Genomic DNA, 19,937 nt, shown 5'->3' on the forward strand with positions numbered 1-19,937 from the left:
TCTGGTCAGACACTCGGGGCGAACACGCAGAACTCGTTGCCCTCCGGGTCGGCCGGCTGGTCCCAGTCGACATCACCTCCCCGCTCGCGGATCAGGGTCGCGCCCAGCGCCAGCAGCTCCGCTCTGTCGCCGAAGACGTCCAGGTGCATGCGGTTCTTCACCGTCTTCGGCTCCGGGACCGGGTTGAGCCAGATCAGCGGGCCTTCCCCGGCCGGGTCGACGATCGGGACCGGCCAGTCCGTGGGGCGCTCGTCGCCCGTCAGGGAGTCGCGGCGGACGTAGCCGAGCGCGCGGCACCACCAGTCCGCCAGGGCCTGGTGGTCGTTCGCGTCCAGCGCGAGGTCCTTGAACTTCGCCGTCATGCCGCTCCTTCGGGTACGTGCGCCGGCACCACTTCGGCCGCGACCCGCCAGCCGAGCGAGGCGTACAGCCCGCGGCCGGCCTCCGTGGCCAGCAACGCGCTCGTCTCGGCCCCGGCCACCGCACTCAGCTGGTGCATCACCACCCGGCCCAGGCCGCGGCGGCGGTGGTCCGGCTCCGTTTCGATCTTGTCGAACACCGCCACGCCGGAGGCCACCGCGACCCGGCCGCGCGCCGCCGGAGCACCGTCGAAAGACACCGCCACGTCCCACGCCGGAGCTGAACCCGTCACCGCCACCGCGTAGCCCGGTGGGGCGACCGCGGCAGGCACCGCTCCCTCGAACGTCATCAAGTACTCCGTCTCCCCCGCCTCCCACTCCGCTGTCAGCCCCGCCAAAACCGCAGGCCGCGACCCGCACGTCTTCAGCCACGTACCCGGCGAAGCCACCGTCCGGGCCCGCGCCGCCACCGTCGACGGCGAGCGCAGCAGATACCGCACCCGGTGGCCGGGCAAGCCGACGTCCAACCGGTGCCCGTCCGGCTCCTCGACCGGCTCCGGCACCGCCCGGGACACCGCCCAGCCCGCGGCCCACGCCCCCAAGATCTCCACGTCGCCGAGCATGACAGGCACCCCCGACAATTCCCGGAGCTGACAGGATGGGCGGCGTGGACACCGAGCAGGTCTGGAGCGCGACCGTCGACCGGCTGCGGTCGCGGATCGACGCCGGCGACCTGCCGCCGGGGTCGCGGTTGCCCGCCGAGCGCGTGCTGTGCGAGGAGCTCGGCATCAGCCGCGGGTCGCTGCGGCAGGCGCTGCGCGTGCTCGCCTCCATCGGGTACGTGCAGATCCGCGCCGGCTCCGGTACCTACGTGGCCGAGCAGCGAGAACAGCCCCTGCGGACCTGGTTCACCGAGCACGACCAGCTCGTCGAAAAGCTCTTCGACCTGCGCGCGACCGTCGAGCCGACGCTCGCCGAGCGCCTCGCTCGGCACGCCACCGCGAAGACCCTGAGCCGCCTCGAGGACAACGTCGCCGAGATGGCGAAAGCCGCCGAGGACGGGGACATGCTGCGCGTCATCGCCACCGACGCCGAGTTCCACCGGGTGATCGCGCAGAACGCGGGCAACGACGACGTCGCCGGGCTGCTGCGCTCGGTCCTCGCGCTGGTCGGCGAGGAGCGGCGGGCGGCGTTGCGGCTGCCCGGCCAGATCCGCAAGGCCGTCGACGACCACCGCGCCATCCTCGACGCCGTCCGCCGCTCCGACCCGGCCGCGGCCCGTGAGCTGACCCTCAAGCACCTGCTCGACGCCAAGACCTACGCCCACGACTTCGCCGCGGAGGAGCCCTGATGGAAAAGGTGCACTTCACCGAGGAAAAGGCCACCATGCTGGCCACCCTCTACGGCCGCGCGCTCGACAGCCGCGAAGCGGACCCGGTGCTCGGCGACCACGCCGCCGACGAGGCCGTCCGGCAGATCGACTACGACTTCGCCCAGCTCGGCATCACCCGCGACAGCGCCGTGAGCATCGTCCTGCGCGCGAAGCCGATCGACGGCTGGGCCGCCGAGTACCTCGCGCAGCACCCGGACGCCGTCGTGCTGCACCTCGGCTGCGGCATGGACACCCGCTTCCAGCGCCTCGCCCCGCCGGAGACCGTCCACTGGTACGACGTCGACTACCCCGAGGTCGTCGAGCTGCGCGAGAAGCTCTACGCGCCGGCGCCGAACCACACGAACATCGGCACGTCGGTGACCGACTTCGGCTGGCTCGACCAGGTGCCGTCGGACCGGCCCGCGCTGATCGTGGCCGAGGGCCTGACCATGTACCTGACCCCCGAGGACGGCACCGAGCTGATCCGGCGGCTGGTCGCGAAGTTCCCGTCCGGCGAGCTCGTCTGCGACGTCTTCAGCAAGCTCGGCATCAAGGCGCAGAAGCTCAACACCCCGGTCCGGCGGGCGAAGGCGACGCTGCGCTGGGGCGTCGACGACCCGCACGAGCTGGAGCGCTACGGCCTGACGCTGGTGTCCTCTTTGGACGCCGCGCACTGGTCCACCCCGGACGTCCTGGCCCGGCTGCGGCCGTTGACGCGGTTCCAGCTGCGGACCCTCAAGTACTTCCCGCCGCTCGCGCGGATGGCGCACCTCGTGCGGTACCGCTTCTAACGGGACTCCAGCACCCGCGCCACGAACTTGTGCAGCTTCTCCTCGAGCCGCGCGGTGCGGTCCGCCTCCGTGAGCGTCTCGAACGGCTGGGGCACGTCGGACTTCAGCTCACCGCGGACGTACTGGCAGCAGGCGAGGTTGCCGCAGGCGTAGATGCCCAGCGTGTTGCCCTCGCGCCCGGCCTTCCCGGCGCGCTTGCCGGAGAACAGCGTGATGTCCGCGAGCCCGTGGGTCGTGGTGCAGAAGCCGCAGATGTTGCTGCGCAGGCGGGTTTTCGGCGCGGGCGCCGCGCGCAGGGCGAGCCCGACCACCTCACCGCCGTAGGGCAGCACGAGGTAGGCGCGCCCCGGTGCCTTGGGGTCACGCCAGCCGAGGAATTCCCGCTTGTCCCACGGGATGTCTTCGGGCCGGGCGGGCAGCGTCACGCCCTTGGCTTCGCCGCGGGTGCAGTTGACGAACGAGGCCCGGATCTCGTCCTGGCCGAGTGGGTCCATGCTCGGCACGGTAACCAGCGGGCACCGCGGGTGGCCACGCATTTTCGGCCGTACGATCAACGCCGTGCGCAAGATCGCCGTCAAGAACTTCCGCGTGGTGTTGCGCACCAGCCTGGGCTTCGCCGGGCTGGGCATCGGCTCCAGCGTCGCCGGGTCCGGGGTGGTCGCCCTGCTCTTGGTGCTGCAGGGCCTGCCCAGCGACGTCGGCGACCACGGGTGGGTGCTCGGCCTGACCGCCGCCCTCATCGTCGCGGCGTCGCTGCTCGCCGGCACCGCGTGGACGGCGTGGCTGCAGCGGCGCACCGCGATCTGGTTCGTGCTCGGCCGGCCGCCGTCGGAGAGCGAGGCCAGACGGGCGCTGCGGCTGCCGGTCGACATGGCCGTGGTCAGCGGCACGCTCTGGCTGATCGGCACCGCCGTCCTCACCGCGCTCGCGGGCGCGCTCGGCTCGTCCGACGACGCCGTCGGCATGGCGACGGTGATCGGCCTCGGCGGGCTGACCACCGTCGGGCTCACCTACCTCGCGGCCGAGTGGGTGGCGCGGCCGGTGATGACGATCGCGCTCGGCGTCCTGCCGCCGCGCGGCTCGCTGCCCGTCACCGTGCTCACCCGGCTGGTCGTCACCTGGGCGCTGGCCAGCGGCGTCCCGTTCGTGGGCGTGCTGCTCGTCGCCACGCCGCCGGACCTCGGCTCGGGCAACCCCACCGCGAGCCTGGTCATGCTGTCGGTGATCGGGTTGAGCGTCGGCGCGATCGGCACCGCGCTGCTGGCCAGGGCGGTCGCGGCGCCGCTGCACCGGCTGCGCGTGGCGCTCGACGAGATCGCGCGCGGCGACACCGACGTCGTGGTCGACGTCGACGACTCCAGCGAGATCGGCCTGCTCCAGACGTCGGTGAACCAGCTCGCCGCCGGCCTGCGCGAGCAGGCGCGGATGCGGGACCTCTTCGGCAGGCACGTCGGCGCCGACGTCGCCCGGCACGCGCTGGAGTACGGTGCATCGCTGTCCGGGGACGTCCGCGAGGTGACGGCGTTGTTCGTCGACGTCGTCGACTCGACCGCGCTCGCCTACCGGACGCCGCCGGAGGAGCTGGTCGGGAAGCTGAACCGGCTGTTCGCCGCCGTCGTCTCCGCGGTCGGCGCCCGCGGCGGGCTGGTCAACAAGTTCCAGGGCGACGCCGCGCTGTGCATCTTCGGCGCCCCGACACGGCTCGCGGACGCGCCCACCGCCGCGCTGGCCGCGGCCCGCGCGATCCGGGACGCGGTCCGCGAGACGGGCGAGCTCGACCTCGGCATCGGCGTCTCGAGCGGCCCGGTGTTCGCCGGGCAGCTCGGCAGCAGCAGCCGGCTCGAGTACACCGTGATCGGCGACGCGGTCAACGAGGCCGCGCGGCTGACCGAGCTGGCGAAGGCGACGCCGTCACGCATCCTGGCCAGCGACGCCGTCGTCTCCGCGGCGTTGCCGAGCGAAGCCGCGTACTGGGCGAAGCACGGCGAGCTGGAGCTGCGTGGCCGCCAGGAGGCGACGCCGACCTGGACCGTGCGTCAGGACAGCTGACCCAGATCCGGCCAGCGGAGCACGGTCGAGCCCCAGGTCAGGCCCGCGCCGAACGCGCTGAGCAGGACGCGGTGGCCGGGCGCGAGGGTGCCGTCGGCGCGGGCGTCGGCCAGCGCGAGCGGGATGGACGCGGCGCTGGTGTTGCCGACGCGGTCGATGTTGGCGACGACGGCGTCCGCCGGCATGCCCAGCTGCTTCGCCGTCGCCTGGAGGATCCGGATGTTGGCCTGGTGCCCGACGAAGCGGTCGACGTCGCCGACCATCCAGCCGGCGGCGTTCAGCACCGTCCGGGACGACTCCGCCATCCGCGCGCAGGCGTGGCGGAAGACCGCGGTGCCCTGCATGGCGAGGAACCGGTCGGCCGGGGTGTCGGACAGCCGCTTCCGGGCGCCGCCCGCTTCGACCCAGAGCAGGTCGGCGAGCTCGCCCTCGCTGTGCAGGTCGAACGGCCCGAACGCGCCGGGCTCGCCGGCGTCGCCCGCCCGGAGCAGGACCGCGCCGGCACCGTCGCCGAAGATCGGCACGGTCGTGCGGTCGGCCGGGTCGATGAGCGTGGTGAAGGTGTCGGCGCCGATCACGAGCACGCGCTCGGCGATCCCGCCCGCGATGAACCCGGCCGCGGTGGCCAGCGCGTAGACGAAGCCGCTGCAGACGGCGTTGACGTCGAACGCCGCGGCCGTGCCGAGCCCGAGCCGGGCGGCGACCTGCGGCGCGCTCGCCGGGCACGGCTGGTCGGGCGTCGACGTGGCGAGCACGACGACGTCGGCGCTCCCGCCGCCCAGCGCTTCGCGGCCCGCCCCGACCGCGAGGTCCACAGTGGACTCGTCCGGTCCGGCGACGCGGCGCTCGCGGATCCCGGTGCGGGTCCGGATCCACTCGTCCGAGGTGTCCAGCCGGGTGGCGATCTCGTGGTTGTCCAGGACTTTCGTCGGCAACCACGAGCCGAGGCCGGTCAGCACGGCGGCAGGTGCGGGCACGGGAGAGCCTCCCCACGCCGGTGGGTAGGCGAACGACCGGCTGGTTCTCTCCACTTGTATGGGCTACCCCCTGGTAGACCGGTGAGTTGTGTTCCAGGTCACTCAAAAAGTTGTTTCATCTTCGCCTCGTCCGGAGTAGTGAGCGACGTCACGGAGGAGTGAGCCCCGAAGTAACTCCAGGCGGATTGTCGGGGGGGCCGGTTAGCCTGCTGGAGTGCAGACACCCGACCTCGACCAGCTGGACACCGCCATCCTCGCCTGCCTCCAGGCGGACGCCCGCACCATCGCCGAAACGATCGGCGCGAAGGTCGGCCTGTCGGCCGCGGCGGTCCAGCGGCGGATCAAGCGGCTGCGCGAGGCGGGCGTCATCGAGCGCGAGGTGGCGGTGCTTTCGCCGGAGGCGCTCGGGCTGGCCATGACGTTCGTGGTGATGGTCGAGATGGAGCGCGAGAACCTCGCGGTCCTCGACGCGTTCCGTCGCCAGGTGCTCACCGACGACTGCGTCCAGCAGTGTTATTACGTGACCGGCAACGCGGACTTCGTGCTGATCGTGACGTGCCCGGACATGGCGGGCTTCGAGGCCTTCACCCGGCGGATGTTCTTCGAGAACCCGAACGTCCGCCACTTCACGACGAGCGTGGCGATGGACCGGGTGAAGGTGGGCCTCGACCTCCCGCTGGGCCCCTAGGCGGCGCGAGCCTTGGCGGCGCCGTCGGCCAGGACCGGGTTGAGCGCGGCTTCGCAGACGGGCTGCTTCCCGCAGAGCGCGAAGGCCGTGACGACGTAGGTACCGACCTGGGCGACGTAGGTCAGCTTGACCAGGTCACCGCCGGTCGTCGTCTTGATTGCCAGCACCTGGGCGGGGTCCGCCTTCGGGTTCGGCGGGAGCGCGAACCGGACGTCGAGGGCGTCACCGTCACCGACCCGGCCGCACCGGTCGGCCTGCGCCCGGACGGCCCCGACGTCGACGCTCCCGCGCGCGACGGTCGCCCCGACCGCGATCGCCTGGTCCGGCCCGATCACGTGGGCCTGGTCCTCGAAGGTGTAGGCGTCGAGCGCGAACCGCGTGCCGGCATGACCCGGCCGGGACGAGCGGGACCAACACGTTCCAGACCGTGCTCCCGGCGATCCCGCCAGGGTGAACACCAGGTGTGCGGACGTCGCTGCGGGTGAGGTGCGGCAGGAACCCGGCCGGGTCGGGCGGGAGCGGGAGGAGATCCGGCTCAGCCTCCGCGGTAGCCGAAGCGGCTGGCCCGTTGGCCCGCCCCGCACAGGCCGTGACGCACATCGTCACCAGCCGGCTCCCCGGCTCCATGACATCCCCTCGCCGCGGCCGGCGGTCGGGTGGTGCGCCGTCGCGGGCAAATAGGTGGGACCGCGGGCCGCCCGTCGATATCCTGGCCCGCTGTCCACCTGGGGGAAGGACTCCGCGCCATGGTTCGGGATCGACGGCTCTTCCTGGCCGCCACGTTGATCGACGCGCTCGGGAGCGGGCTCTGGGTGCCGTTCGCCCTGCTCTTCCTCGTGCACGGCCAGGGCCTGGGCCTGGTCGACGCCGGGACGTCGCTGAGCACCGGTGCGGTGCTCGCGCTCGTCAGCGGGCCGGCGACCGGGGCCGCCATGGATCGGTTCGGGCCGCGGGCGTTGCTCGTCGGCGGGAACCTCGTGCGGGTCGGGGCCTTCTGCGCCTACCCGTTCGTACACAGCAGCTGGCAGGTGGTCGTCGTCTCGGCCGTGGCCGGGTTCGGGGATCGGCTGTTCTGGACCTGCAACGCGCCGATGGCCGCTCGGCTCGCCGGTGGGCGGGACACCGATCGCGTGCTCGCGGCGCAGACGGTGGGACGGTTCGCCGGGGCGGGGGTCGGCGCCGCCGCGATGGCGGTGCTGCCGACCCTCACCAGTCCGTGGGCCTTCCACCTGCTCGCCTACGTCAACGCGGCGAGCTTCGCCGTGGCGGCGGTGCTGATCCGCCTGCTCCCCCGTGCCGAAGCCCGCGCGGACCGGCCGGCCGGGAGCTGGCGGGCCGTGCTCGGGGATCGGCCGTTCACCGGGTTTTGCCTCACCCACCTGGCTTTCACGCTCGCCAGCGCGAGCAAGTTCGCCGTGCTGCCGATCGTCGTGCGGGATCTGCTGCACGGTCCACAGTGGATCGCCGGGACCGCGATCGCGGTGGGGACGTGGTCGTCGTCACCACCCAGCGGCCGATCATCGCCGTGCTGGGGCGCCGGAGCCGGACGGCCGGGCTGCTCGGGTCCGCGGTGCTGTTCGCGGTCTGCTTCGCGCTGCTGATCCCGCTGGAAGCCGTTCCGCTCGACGTCGCCGCCGGGCTGATCTTCGTGGCCAGCGTGGGCTTCTCGGTCGCGGAAGCGATGTTCGGCCCGACCGCCACCGCGGCGGCCGCCGAAGCCGCGCCGCCCGGGGCCGAAGGGCGGGCCAGCGCGATCTTCCAGCTCTCCTGGGGGCTCCCGGTGGCGCTCGCGCCCGGGTTGCTGGCCCTGCTGCTCACCGCGGGCAACGCCCTGACCTGGTCGGCGCTGGCGCTGACCTGCGCTTCCGCCGTCCCGGCCCTGCTCGCGCTGCGGAAACGGCTGCCCGGCGCCCTGCGGGAGCCGTCACCACCCGTGGCCGCCTGAGCGCAAGGGGTATGTGCCCGGCGTTACACCACAATGGACCGATGCAACCGATCAAGTGAACGTGAAGCTTTCTCCGTCATGACCGCAGGCCCTGGTCATCTCCTTGCCGAACAGTTCGCGCCGCGCGAACCGACCGCGAGACTCCAGGAGGGGCCGTGCACACCGACGCCGTACACCAGAGCCAGTTCGTGCTGCTGAACGAGAGCACCACGCCCGTCCTGTCCCGCCTGTCCTACCACTCCACCGAGCCGTTCGCGGTGACCGTGGCCTTCCGGACCGAGCGCGGCCGGTGGATCGAGTGGACCTTCGCGCGTGACCTCCTCGTGTCCGGGCTCGACGAGCCCACCGGTCTCGGCGACGTCCGGATCCGCCCGGATCTGTCGGAAGACGAAGACTTCCTGACCCTGGAAATCGAGTCACCCGACGGCTATGCGTCGTTCGAGCTGGAGCGCGAAGACATCCGGACGTTCCTCGCGGCGTCCTTCGAACTGGTGCCGCACGGCGAAGAGAGCGCGCACTTCGACGTCGACGGGCTGATCGAGGAGATCAGCAACGTCTGACCCCTGAACCTCCCAATCCCGCGGCGAGGAACGAAGGGCGGGGTTTCGAGTGCGCTGGAGGCACTCGAAACCCCGCCCTTTCGCGTATCCGCCGATCAGCTGGTCTTGAGGGTGGTGCCGGTGCCGGACAGCGCGCCGGCGATCGGGTAGAAGTACGTCACGGTGGTGTTGCCGCCGGACAGCACGCCCTGCGCGGAGTTGCCGCTGATGAAGCCGCCGCCCGAGTCACCCGCGGCCGAGCGGACGTTGGTCGCCGTCATGCCGTTGACCGTGCCCTCGGAGTAGCGGACGCTCTGGTTCTTGGCGCCGATCGTGCCGCAGGTCCAGCCGGTGGTCGAGCCGGCCTTGCAGACCGACGTGCCGGTCGCGGCGTTCGACTGCCCGCGCACCGCGGTGCCGTTGTTCATCTGCGCGACCGGGGTCCAGCTGCTGTTGGTCCGGACCGCCGCGTAGTCGACGCCCGGGAACCGGTAGGTGATCCAGCTGCCGAGCGCCGCGCCGTTCGACCCGGTCAGCGAGCCGCCGCCGGTGAGCGCGCCGCAGTGGCCGGCGGTGACGAAGCCGGTCGTGGTCGCGAAACCGACCGAGCAGCGCGACGAACCGCCGATGTAGTAGGCGTCACCGCCGCGGATGTTGGCGTGCAGCGTCGGTTTCGCAGCGGCGTCGAGGATCGTGACCGACGACTTGTCCACACCGGACTGGGTGAGGAAGGCGTCGGCCGCGGCCCGCTGGCCTTGCAGCACGGAGAGCGTGACGCGGTTGGTGGTGGAGTCGACGCCCCAGCCGGTGATCGCGTACGGCGCCGACTTGTCGAGCGCGGTGAACTTGTCCACAGTGGAGTCGAGCTGGCGGGCGCTGAACTTCACGACCTCCGCCTCGGCCCCGGCTTCGCGGATCTTGGCGACCGAAGCGGCGTTCGTCGTCTGGATGTGCGCCTTGCCGGTGGCGGCGTTGTAGGTCGCGCCGCCGAACGCGTCGCCGAGCGTCGCGCTGACCGCTTCGGTGACCTTGTTCGCGACGTCCTCGCTCTTCAGCCGCGACAGCACCTGGTCGTGGCTCAGGCCGAGGTCGCGCTGCATGGCGGGCACGATGTCCGGGTTCAGCAGGTCCTGGCCCGACGCGGGGACGGCGAGCGCGGCGAGCGCGCCCGTCGTCATCACCACGGCGGCAGCGGCACCGAAGAGTCTGGCGATCTTCATGCTTCTCCCTAGTTGGTTACGCGCGGCTCCGCACCGGCCACGCAGCGGTACTCCCCCGGCTGAGCGTCCCCGCAGTGGGCGTTACGGTGCAATCCGGGCGCGCGGCGAATGGGTATACGCATTCCCCCCGGACGAATCCCCTGCTCCAAGCGGTCCCGCACCCGCGATGTCACCCGGTCGGACAGGTCCTTAAGTAGGGTTTCCGTGAACTACTTTCGGTAGCCGGGACACGTCCCGGAAAGCGTTAAGCACCCCCGGAGCGGGCGAAACGCCGACGTTTCGCACGCGCAGTGACCCGGAACCGGGGGATCCCACGGCAAACCGGTGACAGCGGGTAGGCGGACGAGTGGCGCCGGTACCGACCACCTATTCGGTTAATGGTTTACGGGACGATCAGCGCTGCTTAGGCTCCCGCGCACAGTGCCGGAGCGCCGAGGAGGTCATATGTGGTTGACCGCTCCCCGCCCCACCTCGGTTTCCGTCCGGTCCGGACCCGCCCGGCTGACCGGCCGCGACCCCGAACTGGACGCCATCGTCGACGTGCTCCGGCATCGTCCCGCGGCGGTGCTGATCGAGGGTGAACCCGGCATGGGCCGGACCCGGCTGCTCGCGGAGATCGGGCGGCGCAAGGAGTTCGACGGCGGCCGCGTGCTCACCGGCGCCTGCCAGCCGCTGCGGGAACCCTTTCCCTACGGGCCCGTCCTGGAAGCGCTTCGCGCGGTCGGCGACACGCCGCTCGGCCCGCTCAGCCCCGTCGCCGGCGTGCTGCGGCCGTTGCTGCCGGAGCTCGCGGAAGCGCTTCCCCCGCGCCCCGAGCCGCTCGACGACCCGGTCGCCGAGCGGCACCGCGTCTTCCGCGCGGTGCGGGAGCTCCTGGCCGCCTGCGGGCCGGCGCTCGTGCTGATCGACGACCTCCAGTGGGCCGACGAGGACACCCGCGACCTCATGCGGTTCCTCGCCGGCGCGATGCCGCCGGAGCTGGCGGTCGTCGCCACCTACCGGTCCGCCACCGACGTCCGGCCCGGCCCGCTGGGTGCGCCGTTCCGGACCGACCCCGCCGTGTACTCCGCCCGGGTGGCGCTGGGCGCGCTCGACGTCGCCGCCGTGCGCGCGCTGGCCGTCGAAATCCTCGAACTGCCCCGCGTCACCGACGAGTTCGCCGCGAAGCTGCACGAGTGCACCGCCGGGATCCCGTTCGTGGTCGAAGAAACCTTGCGGGCGCTCAAGGAAGCGGCCGAGCGGCTGCCCGTCGGCGAAGTGCTTTCCGACCGGTTGCTGGAGAACCTCGAGGTGCCGGTGCTGCTGCGGGAGGCCGTCACCGAACGGCTCGCCGCGCTGCCCGACCCGGCCGTCCGGCTGGCCGGCGCGGCCGCGGTGCTCGGCGTCGGCGCCGAAGCCGCCGTGCTCGGCGAGCTGGCCGGGCTCGCCGACGACCTGCTCCGGACAGCGCTGCTCGCCGCGTTGTCCGGCGGCGTGCTCGGCGAAGTCGGCGACGGCAAGTACGGCTTCCGGCACCCGCTGGCGCGCAAGGCGGTCTACGACACGGTCAGCGGACCCGAACGCGCTTTGCTGCACGCGCAGGCGATCCGCGTGCTCGCCGCGCAGCCGTCCCCGCCGCTCACGCTGCTGGCCCGGCACTCCCGCGCGGCCGGCCGCGTCGACCAGTGGCGGCACTACGCGGAAGCGGCCGCGGACGAGGCCATCGCCCGCGGCGAGACGTCCCGGGCGATCGACCTGCTGCAGTCGGTGCTCGCCGAACCCGGCCCGGCGCAGGCGGACGCCGGGCGCGTGGCGGGCAAGCTGAGCCAGGTCGCGCTGCGGGGTTTCCGCCCCGACGTGATCGGCACGCTCGAGCGCGTCCTGGAAGAGGTGGCGCTGCCGCCGTCGGTCCGCGGCTCGATCCGGCTGAGCCTGGGCATGCTGCTGGTCCGGACCATCGGCGGGCTCGGCCGCGGCCGCCTCGAAGTCGAGCGCGCGATCGGCGAGCTGACCGACCGGCCCGACCTCGCCGCGCGCGGGATCACGCTGCTGGCCCAGCCGATCGACGGGCTGACGCCGTTGTCGTGGCACGAATCCTGGCGCGCCCGCGCGGGCGAGGTGTACGAGCGGCTCGACGACTCCGAGCTGCGGCTCGCCCTGACCGCCGACCGCATCGCGGCCGCGTCGCACGTCGGCGACGGCTCGGCGTGGGCGGAGTTCGAAGCGCTGTCGGACACCGTCGGCACGGTCGCCGAGCGCGTCCAGCTGGCCCGGCTGTGGTGCAACCTCGCCGACGGCCAGTCGTGGGCCGGGCACCTCGAGCGCGCGGACCGGCTGGTCACCGAGGGCGTCCGGCGCGCGACCGACGCCGGCGCGCTGTACGCGATCGGCCTGATCCAGGGCACCCGCGTCCGGCTCGACTGGGTGCGCGGGCGCTGGAACGGGCTCGCCGAAGCCGCCGAGCAGCTGCGGGACAGCTACCCGGAACTCGGCCCGATCGTCATGGAGTCGTCCCTGGTGCTCGGCGGGCTCGCGGCCGTGCGCGGGGAGTTCGCCGCGGCGCAACGGCACCTGGCCGCGGCGAGCGTGCACGCGCCCGACCGCGGGCCGATCCCGGTGGTGCTCTCCGCCGCCGGCGTGCTGATCTCGGTCCTGCTGGCGACCGACGACGTCGACGGCGCCTGCGCGGCGGCCGACACGGCGGTGGCCGCGGCCGGGCGCAAGGGCGTCTGGATCTGGGCGGCGGCGCTGGTCCCGGCGGCGGCGCAGGCGTACGCGCGGGCCGGGCGCTGGCCCGAGGCGGACAGCGTGGTCGAGGCGTTCGCGCGCGGCATCGAGGACCGCGACGCCCCGGTGGCCGCGGCCGCCCTGGTGGCGGGGCGCGCGGTGCTGCTGGAGGCGCGGGGCAAGCACCTGGCCGCGGCGGCGCTGTTCGACGAAGCCGCGGCGGGCTACACGGCCCTGCCGATGCCCTACCCGGCGACGGGGATGCGGGAGCGGGCCGCGCTGTGCCGGCTGGCGGCGGGCAACCGGGACGCCGTCGAGGAGCTGACGGCGGCCGCGGAGGCGTACGAGCAGCTGGGCGCGACCCGCGACGCCGGCCGCTGCCGTCACCAGCTGCGCGAGCACGGCGCTTGGGCGCCTTCGCAACGCGGGCGGCGCGGCTACGGAAGCGAGCTGTCGCCGCGGGAACGCGAAGTCGCGCGGATGCTCGCGGAGGGGCGGACGAACCGCGAGATCGCCGACGGGCTGTTCCTGTCCCCGCGGACGGTGGAGCAGCACGTGGCGAAGGTGCTCCGGAAGCTCGGCGCGCGCTCACGCACGGACGTGGCCCGCAAACTGCCCGGAGACTTCGCCACCGCCCCCGCCGGCTGACCCGAGGCCGCACTTTCACGTGAAAGTGCGGACCTGGGGGCGTCACTTTCACGTGAAAGTGCGCGGGAAGGCCTAGCGTGAGCCGGTGACAGAAGAGGCACTTCCCGCGTGGCGCCGGCGGACGTCCGGCGAGACCCGCTGGCCCGCGATGGGCGTCGTCGTGGCCACGCTCGTGCTGCAGGTCGCCCTGCCCGACGACATGGCCCTGCACCCGCAGTGGCTGCTGCCCGCCGTGTCCGCGCTGCTCGTGGTGGCGCTGCTGCTGGTCAACCCGGGCCGGATGTCGCAGTTCAGCGCGGTCGAGCGGGTCATCTCGCTGCTGCTGGTCGCCGCCGTGACGGCGGTGAACGCCGGCTCCGCGGTGACCCTCGTCTACCGCATCGCGGCCGGCACGATCGGCGACCACGCCGGCGCCGTGCTGGTCACCGGCGGCATCGTCTACTGGACGAACATCGTCGCCTTCTCCCTCTGGTACTGGGAGTTCGACCGCGGCGGCCCCGGCCGGCGGGCCGCAGGCCGGGCGGAGTTCCCCGACCTGCAGTTCCCGCAGATGGCCGACCCGGACCTGGCGCACCAGGACTGGGAACCGTCCTATTTGGACTACCTGTACTTTTCGTTCACCAACGCGGCCGCCTTCAGCCCGACGGACGTCATGCCGCTGCGCATCTGGGCGAAGCTGACGATGATGCTGCAGGCGGTCATCTCGCTGATCCTCGCGGTGATGGTGGTCGCGTGGGCGATCAACAACCTGAAGTAACTGTCCACTTCCTGACAATTGACCGCCACCCGAACCTCGGCGACCCTGGAACCCGGACCGACCGAGGGACGCATGACCGAGCAGAACGACGACGTGGTCAACCAGGTGGAGGGCGACGCCGCGACCGCCGTTCAGATGCGTGACGTCCGGGGGCACGTCTACGTGAATTCGCAGGTGTTCACCAGTGCGGAGCCGGCGTCGAGTCCGAGGCCGGGCCGGTTGACCGTGCTGGCGGTCGACGACGAAGCTCCCGCGCTGGAAGAGATCGTCCACCTGCTGCGCTCGAACCCGCGGGTCGGCAAGGTCGACGGGGTCTCGGACGCACTCACCGCGACGCGGTACATCCACGAGGTCCTGCGGCAGAAGGAACCGCTGGACGCGGTGTTCCTGGACATCGAGATGCCCGGGCTGAACGGTCTCGACCTGGCCCGGATGATCTCCCGGTTCGCCGTGCCGCCCGGGCTGGTGTTCGTCACCGCGTGGCAGAAACACGCGGTGGAGGCCTTCGAGCTCGAAGCCGTCGACTACCTGCTCAAGCCGGTCCGCACGGACCGTCTCGCCGACACCGTGCGCAAGCTGCTCGACCGCGCCTCGCCGCACGAGAGCGAACCACCCGGGGATCCGCTGATCCCCGTGGAACGCGCCGGCGTCGAAGCGTTCCTCCGGCTCTCCGAGGTGTGCCTGGCCGAGCTGGACGGTGACCACGCCCGGCTCACCACTGCCGAAGGCGAGTTCTCGGTGCGGGTTCCGGTTTCGGTGCTGACCGCCGACTGGGCCGCGGCCGGGTTCGTGCGGGTCGACGAGCGGCACTGGGTGGCCGTCGAGCACGTCGAAAACGTCCGGCTGGCCGACCGGACGATGACCGTCCAAGCCGCGGGCCGAAGTCTCGAAGTCGGCCCCGAACACCTCCGCGAGGCGCGCAGCTTGCTGGTCCGCTCGCGACGGCGGCCGGAACGCCACTGACGTGCCGGACGTCACGGGGGTCTCGGCGCTCCTCTGGCTCGTGACGGCCCTGTGCTTGGTGCGCCGCTGGCAGGCCGCGGCCGACTGGCACCGCCACGCCGTTCCCGACCCCGTCCGAGAGCGGATCTTCGCCGTTCTCGCGGTGATCCGGCAGTTCCGCCGCGGCCTCGACGCCGAAAACGCCGCCCGGTTGCGCACGTTGCTCGACGTGCCCGCCGTGGTGATCGTCGACGCGGAAGGCACCCTCGGCTGGAACGGCGAGGTGGCCCACGAGCACATCGAGCAGGCCCCGGCGCTCGTCGCGAGAGCGCTGGCGACCGGGGTGGCCAAGCCGGTATCCCAGGCGATCTCCTGCGGTGACCGGTCCTGTCCGGCGCGATACGCGATGATCGTGCCGCTCAAGGTGGACGACGAAATCCGGGCGGCTCTGGTCGTCTACTCGGCGGAAAAGTCCGCCGACCGGAACGAGGTGCTGCGGGCGGTGGCGGGCCTGATCTCCGACCAGCTGAGCATCGGCGAATGGGAACGGTCCGAGGCACCCGGTTACGAAGCGCCCCTTTTCCCGCTCCCGAGCCCGATCCCGGCGATGTTCGTTTCGCAGTCGCTCGCCGCGGTGGGAGCGCTGACGAAGACGGACCCGGAAGGGGCGGCCGACCTGCTGCGCGAGTTCGCCGATTTCCTGCGCTACCGCTCCCGGCAGTACGGGGAGTTCGCGGAGCTGGCCGAGGAGGTGCGGTGCGTCGACCAGTACCTCGTCCTGGCGCGCATCCAGCTCGGCGACCGGCTGACCGCGGTGATGGACATCGACCCCGAGGTGCTGCCGTTCAAGGTGCCGTTCCTGTGCCTGCAGCCGCTGGTCGAACTGGCCGTGCAGCACGCGCCCGGTCCGCGGCTGACGATCGTCGTCGCGGACTCGGCTGCGGACGTCGTCCTCAGCGTCGAGCACGAAGATCCCCGGCTGGCTTATCATAACGTTCCCCGGTTCGACGCCGAGCGACCGTGGTGGGAGACGCGCCGGATCGGCGGCTACCTGGGTGTCTCGGACCTTCCCGCGCTGCGACGGCGACTCGGACGCCTCTACGGGGACGACTACGCGCTCGAAGTGGACGTGCGAGCCGAGGTGAGCACGAAGGTCACCGTGCGGCTGCCGAAGTCCTGACGCCCCCGGTGGTCCCCGGGGGCGTCAGGACGTTCAGTGGCGCGAGATCGTGAAGCTCTGCCCGTCCGAGCCGATCGCGCCCGGGATCCACGTGTTCGTGCCGCGGTCGTCGGCGTTCAGCGCGGACGGGCTGGTCGAGGCCAGGTTCGTGCCGTTGAACTTGACGCCGGTGAACGTGATGCCGCCGGAGATCGTCGGGTAGGAGTCGGTCGGGGACTCGATGATCGCTTCCGCCGAGGCGTGCTTCGACGTCAGGGACTTCGTCGTCGTCTTGGTCCAGCCCTTGGTCGTGTCGGACAGGTCCAGGCGGTAGGTGTTGGTGGCCGTGCGGGTCACCGTCGCGGTGATGTGGTCGCCCGCGCCGACCGACACGTTGTAGTACACCGGGGCCGCCGGGTACATCTCGTACCAGGCCGAATACACCGGGTGCCCGCTGGAGCAGTCCGTCTCGACGCCGGTCTGTTCCACTGTGGACGATCCGTCGCCGTCGATGCCGACCCAGGGCGCGAAGAGGTCGTTGCTCGACCGGCACGTCACGGTCGGCTCGGTCCAGCTCGCCGTCGCCGTGGTGAAGCTGCCGAAACTCACGTAGCCGCCCCAGTTGCCGCCGGAGAACTGGTGGCCGTGCCGGTTTCCGTCAAAAGAGTGAGAGCCGTACTCGACCGCGGCGTGCGCGGTACCCGAGACGGCCAAGCCGGCGGCAGCTGCCGCGACCGCGGCGAGGACTCGGACAGCGCGCGACGAAAGGATTCTGGACATGCGGGGACTCCGTTCACCGATGGGGACCGGGAAAACCGTTCCCCAAGTGTTGGAGCCGCACGAAAAAGAAGGTAGCTACTTTCGCATGGTCTTCCCATTGCCCGAAAAAGACCCGTAAAGGCCTCCACGGGGGAAAGAGGCCTTTACGGGTCGATGTCGCTCACCAACCGCCCGGTCAGGTGAGCGGGGCTCCTACTGCTGCGCCGCCGCGTGCGCGGCGTCCACGAACTTCGTCGTGTACGTCTGCGAAAGGTCGATCTTGTCCTTCTTCGGCTTGACGTTGCTCGACGACTCGCCCAGCACCTTCAGCACGTTCTGCGCGCCCGCGGGGTCCATCCGGCCGTCCTTCGTGAACATCGGCAAGCTGTCCTTGAGCGACTTCACGTACAGCGCCTTGTCCCCGCCGGCGAACGACGGCGGCATGGTGTCGGCGACTTGTTCCGGTGTGTGCGTCGAAATCCACTTCAGGGTCTCGACGTACGCGTTGGCCAGTTTCTGCACGATGTCCGGATAGCGCTTCACGATTTCGCAGCCCATGTACAGCGAACTCGCCGGGTACAAACCACCCAAAGCGGCTTTCGTGCCTTCGACCGTGCGCATCTCGTAGAGCACCTTGGCCTGACCGGTGTTCGTCAGCTGCGCGATCGTCGGGTCGGTGGTCATCCCGGCGTCGATCGAACCCTGGTTCATCGCCGAGATGAACGTCTGCCCGGCGCCGACCTTGACCGGCGTGTAGTCCTTCGAGCTGACGCCGCCACGCGCGGCCAGCGCCTTCGTCAGGAAGTCCGTCGACGAGCCCAGCGACGTGACGCCGAGGTTGCGGCCCTTGAAGTCCTTGCCGGACTTGATGTCGCCCGCCTTGCCGGTCGCGACCATCTCGGCCTCGCCCGGCACGTTCGCGAACTGCACGACGCTCTGGATGCACTGCTCCTTGGCCTGCAGGTCGATCGTGTGGTCGTAGAACCCGACCACCCCCTGCACCTCGCCGGCCAGCAGCGACGTCTCGGCGTTCGCGCCCGAGGGCTGGTCGAACAGCTCGACGTCGAGGCCCTGCCGTTTGTACGCACCGATCTGCTGGGCGAGCTGACCCGGCAGGTAGATGACCTTCGAGATGCCGCCGATCATGATCTTGATGTGCGGCTGGCCGGTGGTACCGAGAGAGATCTCCCGCGAGTCGCGACACGCCGTGACCCCGGCCAGGGTGACCGTGAGCGCGGCCGCCACGGCAACTGCCCGCTTCAGGCGCATGTCAGACCACCCCGTGCGCGGCATCGGCGGCGGACGGCGGGCGCCAGCGCAGCAGCCTGCCCTCCAGCGAGCTGATACCCCACTCCGCGAGCAGCGCCACCACGGTGATGATCAGCATCCCGGCGTACACGCCGGCCGTGTCGAACGTGCCCTGCGCGTTGGCGATCAGGAAGCCCATGCCGGCCTTCGCGCCGGTGTACTCACCGACGACCGCGCCGATCAGCGCGAACCCGAAGGCGACGTGCAGCGACGACAGGATCCACGACGTCGCGCTCGGCAGCACGATCGACTTGAGCACCTGACCGCGCGTCGCGCCGAGGATGCGGGCGTTGTCGATCAGGTTGCGGTCCACCTCACGGGCGCCGGTGAAGGCGTTGAAGAACACCGCGAAGAACACGAGCACGACGACGGTCGCGACCTTCGACGACAGGCCGAGCCCGAACCAGATCACGAACAACGCGGCGAGCACGATGCGCGGCAATGCGTTGGCGGCCTTGATGAACGGCGCCAGCACCTGCGCGAGGTAGGAGCTGCGGCCGAGGATCACGCCGAACACGACACCGAAGATGGCGCCGATGACGAAGCCGATCGCGGCCTCTTCGACGGTCACCAGCACCTGGTACCAGATCGAGCCGAAGTCGGTGCCCGCCGAGAACCACTCGACCAGCCGCTCCCAGATCTTCGACGGCTTCGAGTAGAAGAACGGGTCGATCCAGTACGTGGCGGTCAGCTCCCAGCTGCCCAGCCAGACGACGACGATCGCCAGGCGCAGCAGCCAGATGTTGCGCTTGCGCTTCGCCGACGCCTGCTTGGCGCGGGCGAGGATGTCCTGCTCGGTCTCGAGGACCGGGAGGGGCGCGGACGGGGCCGCGGGGGTCTCAAGCGACATTGCTCGCTCCCTTCTCACGGGCCTTGTCGACCTCGCTGCGCAGTGATTCCCAGATGTCGGCGTAGAGCTTGCGGAACTCTTCGGTGAGCCGCAGCTCCTCGACCTTCCGCGGCCGCTCCAGCGGGATTTCGAAGACGTCCTTCACGGTGGCCGGCGACGTCGTCAGCACGACGACCTTGTCCGCCAGCGCGATGGCCTCGTCGAGGTCGTGCGTCACGAAGATCACCGCGGCACCCGAACCCGACCACAGCCGCAGCAGCTCGTCCTGCATCAGCGCCCGCGTCTGCACGTCCAGCGCCGAGAACGGCTCGTCCATCAGCAGGATCTTCGGCTTGGTGACCAGCGTCTGGGCCAGCGCGACGCGCTTGCGCATGCCGCCGGAAAGCTGGTGCGGGTAGTACTTCTCGAAGCCCGCGAGCCCGACGCGGGCGATCCAGTCGACGGCCTGCGCCCGGGCCTCCGCCTTCGGCGCACCGCGGAAACGCGGGCCGGAAGCGACGTTCTCCAGCACCGACCGCCACGGCATCACGGCGTCGGTCTGGAACATGTAGCCGACCCCGTCCGGGATCGACTTCACGTCCTCGCCGTTCACCCGCACCCGGCCGGCGGACGGCGGCTGCAGCCCGGAGACCAGCGAGAGCGTCGTCGACTTGCCGCAGCCCGTCGGGCCGACCACGGCGACGAACTCGCCGGGCTGCACGGTCATGGTCAGATCGCGGACGGCCGTGTGCACGGACCCGGACCCGCTCGGGAACCGTTTCGTGGCTCCGGTGAGTTCGATCAGTGGGGGAACCATGGGGAGGTGACTCCTTCGTCACGTGGTGGGGCTCACGTTGGGAAGGGACGTTAAGCAGCCGTTGCTTCGAGG

General features: G+C 71.5%; 21 protein-coding genes. 11 read left to right on the forward strand and 10 right to left on the reverse strand.

Translation table 11 applies throughout. The annotated features are described in order from the left end of the window. Positions 1–5: 5 nt before the first annotated feature. A complete protein-coding gene (locus tag MUY14_RS35215; RefSeq protein WP_247015747.1) occupies positions 6–362 on the reverse strand; it encodes a VOC family protein in 357 nt (118 codons plus the stop codon). Next, positions 359–982, reverse strand: coding sequence for a GNAT family N-acetyltransferase (locus MUY14_RS35220; protein ID WP_247015749.1), 624 nt, complete (start codon positions 980–982; stop codon positions 359–361). The genes MUY14_RS35215 and MUY14_RS35220 overlap by 4 nt, the downstream gene beginning before the upstream one ends. Before the next feature lie 44 nt (positions 983–1,026). On the opposite strand from MUY14_RS35220, the gene MUY14_RS35225 reads away from it, so the two are divergent. Both MUY14_RS35225 and MUY14_RS35230 read left to right on the forward strand, forming a co-directional pair. Then, the gene (locus tag MUY14_RS35225) at positions 1,027–1,710 is read left to right on the forward strand and encodes a FadR/GntR family transcriptional regulator (RefSeq protein WP_396126609.1); all 684 of its coding nucleotides are present in this window, start codon (positions 1,027–1,029) and stop codon (positions 1,708–1,710) included. Beyond that, complete coding sequence (locus MUY14_RS35230; protein ID WP_247015753.1) at positions 1,710–2,522, forward strand: class I SAM-dependent methyltransferase; 813 nt, start codon at positions 1,710–1,712, stop codon at positions 2,520–2,522. The genes MUY14_RS35225 and MUY14_RS35230 overlap by 1 nt, the downstream gene beginning before the upstream one ends. On the opposite strand, the gene MUY14_RS35235 is transcribed toward MUY14_RS35230, so the two are convergent. Further along, positions 2,519–3,016 carry an FBP domain-containing protein gene (locus tag MUY14_RS35235; RefSeq protein WP_247015755.1) on the reverse strand — a complete coding sequence of 166 codons (498 nt, stop codon included), beginning with the start codon at positions 3,014–3,016 and terminating at the stop codon, positions 2,519–2,521. The two genes, MUY14_RS35230 and MUY14_RS35235, sit on opposite strands and share 4 nt — an antisense overlap. A 64-nt stretch (positions 3,017–3,080) precedes the next feature. Between MUY14_RS35235 and MUY14_RS35240 the strand changes: the two genes are divergently transcribed. Next, complete coding sequence (locus MUY14_RS35240; protein ID WP_247015757.1) at positions 3,081–4,571, forward strand: adenylate/guanylate cyclase domain-containing protein; 1,491 nt, start codon at positions 3,081–3,083, stop codon at positions 4,569–4,571. On the opposite strand, the gene MUY14_RS35245 is transcribed toward MUY14_RS35240, so the two are convergent. After that, complete coding sequence (locus tag MUY14_RS35245; RefSeq protein WP_247015759.1) at positions 4,559–5,548, reverse strand: beta-ketoacyl-ACP synthase III; 990 nt, start codon at positions 5,546–5,548, stop codon at positions 4,559–4,561. The genes MUY14_RS35240 and MUY14_RS35245 overlap by 13 nt on opposite strands. Positions 5,549–5,762: 214 nt before the next feature. Here MUY14_RS35245 and MUY14_RS35250 point away from each other — a divergent pair, with 214 nt between their 5' ends. Continuing rightward, the gene (locus MUY14_RS35250) at positions 5,763–6,236 is read left to right on the forward strand and encodes an Lrp/AsnC family transcriptional regulator (RefSeq protein ID WP_247015761.1); all 474 of its coding nucleotides are present in this window, start codon (positions 5,763–5,765) and stop codon (positions 6,234–6,236) included. On the opposite strand, the gene MUY14_RS35255 is transcribed toward MUY14_RS35250, so the two are convergent. Beyond that, complete coding sequence (locus tag MUY14_RS35255; RefSeq protein ID WP_247015763.1) at positions 6,233–6,571, reverse strand: hypothetical protein; 339 nt, start codon at positions 6,569–6,571, stop codon at positions 6,233–6,235. The genes MUY14_RS35250 and MUY14_RS35255 overlap by 4 nt on opposite strands. A 411-nt stretch (positions 6,572–6,982) precedes the next feature. Here MUY14_RS35255 and MUY14_RS35260 point away from each other — a divergent pair, with 411 nt between their 5' ends. The 3 genes from MUY14_RS35260 to MUY14_RS35270 all read left to right on the forward strand — a co-directional run bounded on the left by MUY14_RS35260 (position 6,983) and on the right by MUY14_RS35270 (position 8,741). Beyond that, positions 6,983–7,837, forward strand: a complete 855-nt coding sequence (locus tag MUY14_RS35260) for an MFS transporter (protein WP_247015765.1) — start codon at positions 6,983–6,985, stop codon at positions 7,835–7,837. Continuing rightward, the gene (locus tag MUY14_RS35265; RefSeq protein ID WP_247015767.1) at positions 7,807–8,181 is read left to right on the forward strand and encodes a hypothetical protein; all 375 of its coding nucleotides are present in this window, start codon (positions 7,807–7,809) and stop codon (positions 8,179–8,181) included. Before MUY14_RS35260 ends, MUY14_RS35265 begins: the two co-directional genes overlap by 31 nt. A 155-nt stretch (positions 8,182–8,336) precedes the next feature. Beyond that, on the forward strand, positions 8,337–8,741 hold the full coding sequence (locus tag MUY14_RS35270; protein WP_247015769.1) for an SsgA family sporulation/cell division regulator: 405 nt from the start codon (positions 8,337–8,339) through the stop codon (positions 8,739–8,741). A gap of 95 nt (positions 8,742–8,836) precedes the next feature. On the opposite strand, the gene MUY14_RS35275 is transcribed toward MUY14_RS35270, so the two are convergent. Further along, positions 8,837–9,940 (reverse strand): S1 family peptidase, encoded by a 1,104-nt coding sequence (locus tag MUY14_RS35275; protein ID WP_247015771.1) that lies wholly within the window; start codon positions 9,938–9,940, stop codon positions 8,837–8,839. 444 nt (positions 9,941–10,384) lie between these two features. Between MUY14_RS35275 and MUY14_RS35280 the strand changes: the two genes are divergently transcribed. From MUY14_RS35280 to MUY14_RS35295, 4 genes are all read left to right on the forward strand, one after another. Then, entirely contained in the window at positions 10,385–13,294 is a 2,910-nt protein-coding gene (locus MUY14_RS35280; RefSeq protein WP_247015773.1) for an AAA family ATPase, read from the forward strand. 148 nt (positions 13,295–13,442) lie between these two features. Continuing rightward, positions 13,443–14,051, forward strand: coding sequence for a DUF1345 domain-containing protein (locus MUY14_RS35285; protein ID WP_247025398.1), 609 nt, complete (start codon positions 13,443–13,445; stop codon positions 14,049–14,051). A 72-nt stretch (positions 14,052–14,123) separates the two neighbouring features. Beyond that, positions 14,124–15,014, forward strand: coding sequence for a LytTR family DNA-binding domain-containing protein (locus MUY14_RS35290; RefSeq protein WP_247015774.1), 891 nt, complete (start codon positions 14,124–14,126; stop codon positions 15,012–15,014). A gap of 1 nt (position 15,015) precedes the next feature. After that, the gene (locus MUY14_RS35295; RefSeq protein WP_247015776.1) at positions 15,016–16,173 is read left to right on the forward strand and encodes a sensor histidine kinase; all 1,158 of its coding nucleotides are present in this window, start codon (positions 15,016–15,018) and stop codon (positions 16,171–16,173) included. 33 nt (positions 16,174–16,206) lie between these two features. Here MUY14_RS35295 and MUY14_RS35300 read toward each other — a convergent pair whose 3' ends face one another. The 4 genes from MUY14_RS35300 to MUY14_RS35315 all read right to left on the reverse strand — a co-directional run bounded on the left by MUY14_RS35300 (position 16,207) and on the right by MUY14_RS35315 (position 19,865). After that, positions 16,207–16,932, reverse strand: a complete 726-nt coding sequence (locus MUY14_RS35300) for a G1 family glutamic endopeptidase (RefSeq protein ID WP_247015778.1) — start codon at positions 16,930–16,932, stop codon at positions 16,207–16,209. 192 nt (positions 16,933–17,124) lie between these two features. Continuing rightward, positions 17,125–18,180: an ABC transporter substrate-binding protein gene (locus tag MUY14_RS35305; RefSeq protein ID WP_247015780.1), complete on the reverse strand. Its 1,056-nt coding sequence runs from the start codon at positions 18,178–18,180 to the stop codon at positions 17,125–17,127. Between the two features lies 1 nt (position 18,181). Continuing rightward, positions 18,182–19,069 carry an ABC transporter permease gene (locus tag MUY14_RS35310; protein WP_247015782.1) on the reverse strand — a complete coding sequence of 296 codons (888 nt, stop codon included), beginning with the start codon at positions 19,067–19,069 and terminating at the stop codon, positions 18,182–18,184. After that, on the reverse strand, positions 19,059–19,865 hold the full coding sequence (locus MUY14_RS35315; RefSeq protein ID WP_247015784.1) for an ABC transporter ATP-binding protein: 807 nt from the start codon (positions 19,863–19,865) through the stop codon (positions 19,059–19,061). The genes MUY14_RS35310 and MUY14_RS35315 overlap by 11 nt, the downstream gene beginning before the upstream one ends. Positions 19,866–19,937: the final 72 nt, after the last annotated feature.

The organism is Amycolatopsis sp. FBCC-B4732 (assembly GCF_023008405.1).
Lineage (GTDB): Bacteria > Actinomycetota > Actinomycetes > Mycobacteriales > Pseudonocardiaceae > Amycolatopsis > Amycolatopsis pretoriensis_A.

Coding starts and splice junctions, on each gene's coding strand:
- MUY14_RS35275 (WP_247015771.1), bottom strand. CDS start 9,940: ATGAAGATCGCCAGACTCTTCGGTGCCGCTGCCGCCGTGGTGATGACG.
- MUY14_RS35310 (WP_247015782.1), bottom strand. CDS start 19,069: ATGTCGCTTGAGACCCCCGCGGCCCCGTCCGCGCCCCTCCCGGTCCTC.
- MUY14_RS35285 (WP_247025398.1), top strand. CDS start 13,443: ATGGGCGTCGTCGTGGCCACGCTCGTGCTGCAGGTCGCCCTGCCCGAC.
- MUY14_RS35300 (WP_247015778.1), bottom strand. CDS start 16,932: ATGTCCAGAATCCTTTCGTCGCGCGCTGTCCGAGTCCTCGCCGCGGTC.
- MUY14_RS35235 (WP_247015755.1), bottom strand. CDS start 3,016: ATGGACCCACTCGGCCAGGACGAGATCCGGGCCTCGTTCGTCAACTGC.
- MUY14_RS35260 (WP_247015765.1), top strand. CDS start 6,983: ATGGTTCGGGATCGACGGCTCTTCCTGGCCGCCACGTTGATCGACGCG.
- MUY14_RS35230 (WP_247015753.1), top strand. CDS start 1,710: ATGGAAAAGGTGCACTTCACCGAGGAAAAGGCCACCATGCTGGCCACC.
- MUY14_RS35290 (WP_247015774.1), top strand. CDS start 14,124: ATGACCGAGCAGAACGACGACGTGGTCAACCAGGTGGAGGGCGACGCC.
- MUY14_RS35220 (WP_247015749.1), bottom strand. CDS start 982: ATGCTCGGCGACGTGGAGATCTTGGGGGCGTGGGCCGCGGGCTGGGCG.
- MUY14_RS35305 (WP_247015780.1), bottom strand. CDS start 18,180: ATGCGCCTGAAGCGGGCAGTTGCCGTGGCGGCCGCGCTCACGGTCACC.
- MUY14_RS35215 (WP_247015747.1), bottom strand. CDS start 362: ATGACGGCGAAGTTCAAGGACCTCGCGCTGGACGCGAACGACCACCAG.
- MUY14_RS35315 (WP_247015784.1), bottom strand. CDS start 19,865: ATGGTTCCCCCACTGATCGAACTCACCGGAGCCACGAAACGGTTCCCG.
- MUY14_RS35280 (WP_247015773.1), top strand. CDS start 10,385: ATGTGGTTGACCGCTCCCCGCCCCACCTCGGTTTCCGTCCGGTCCGGA.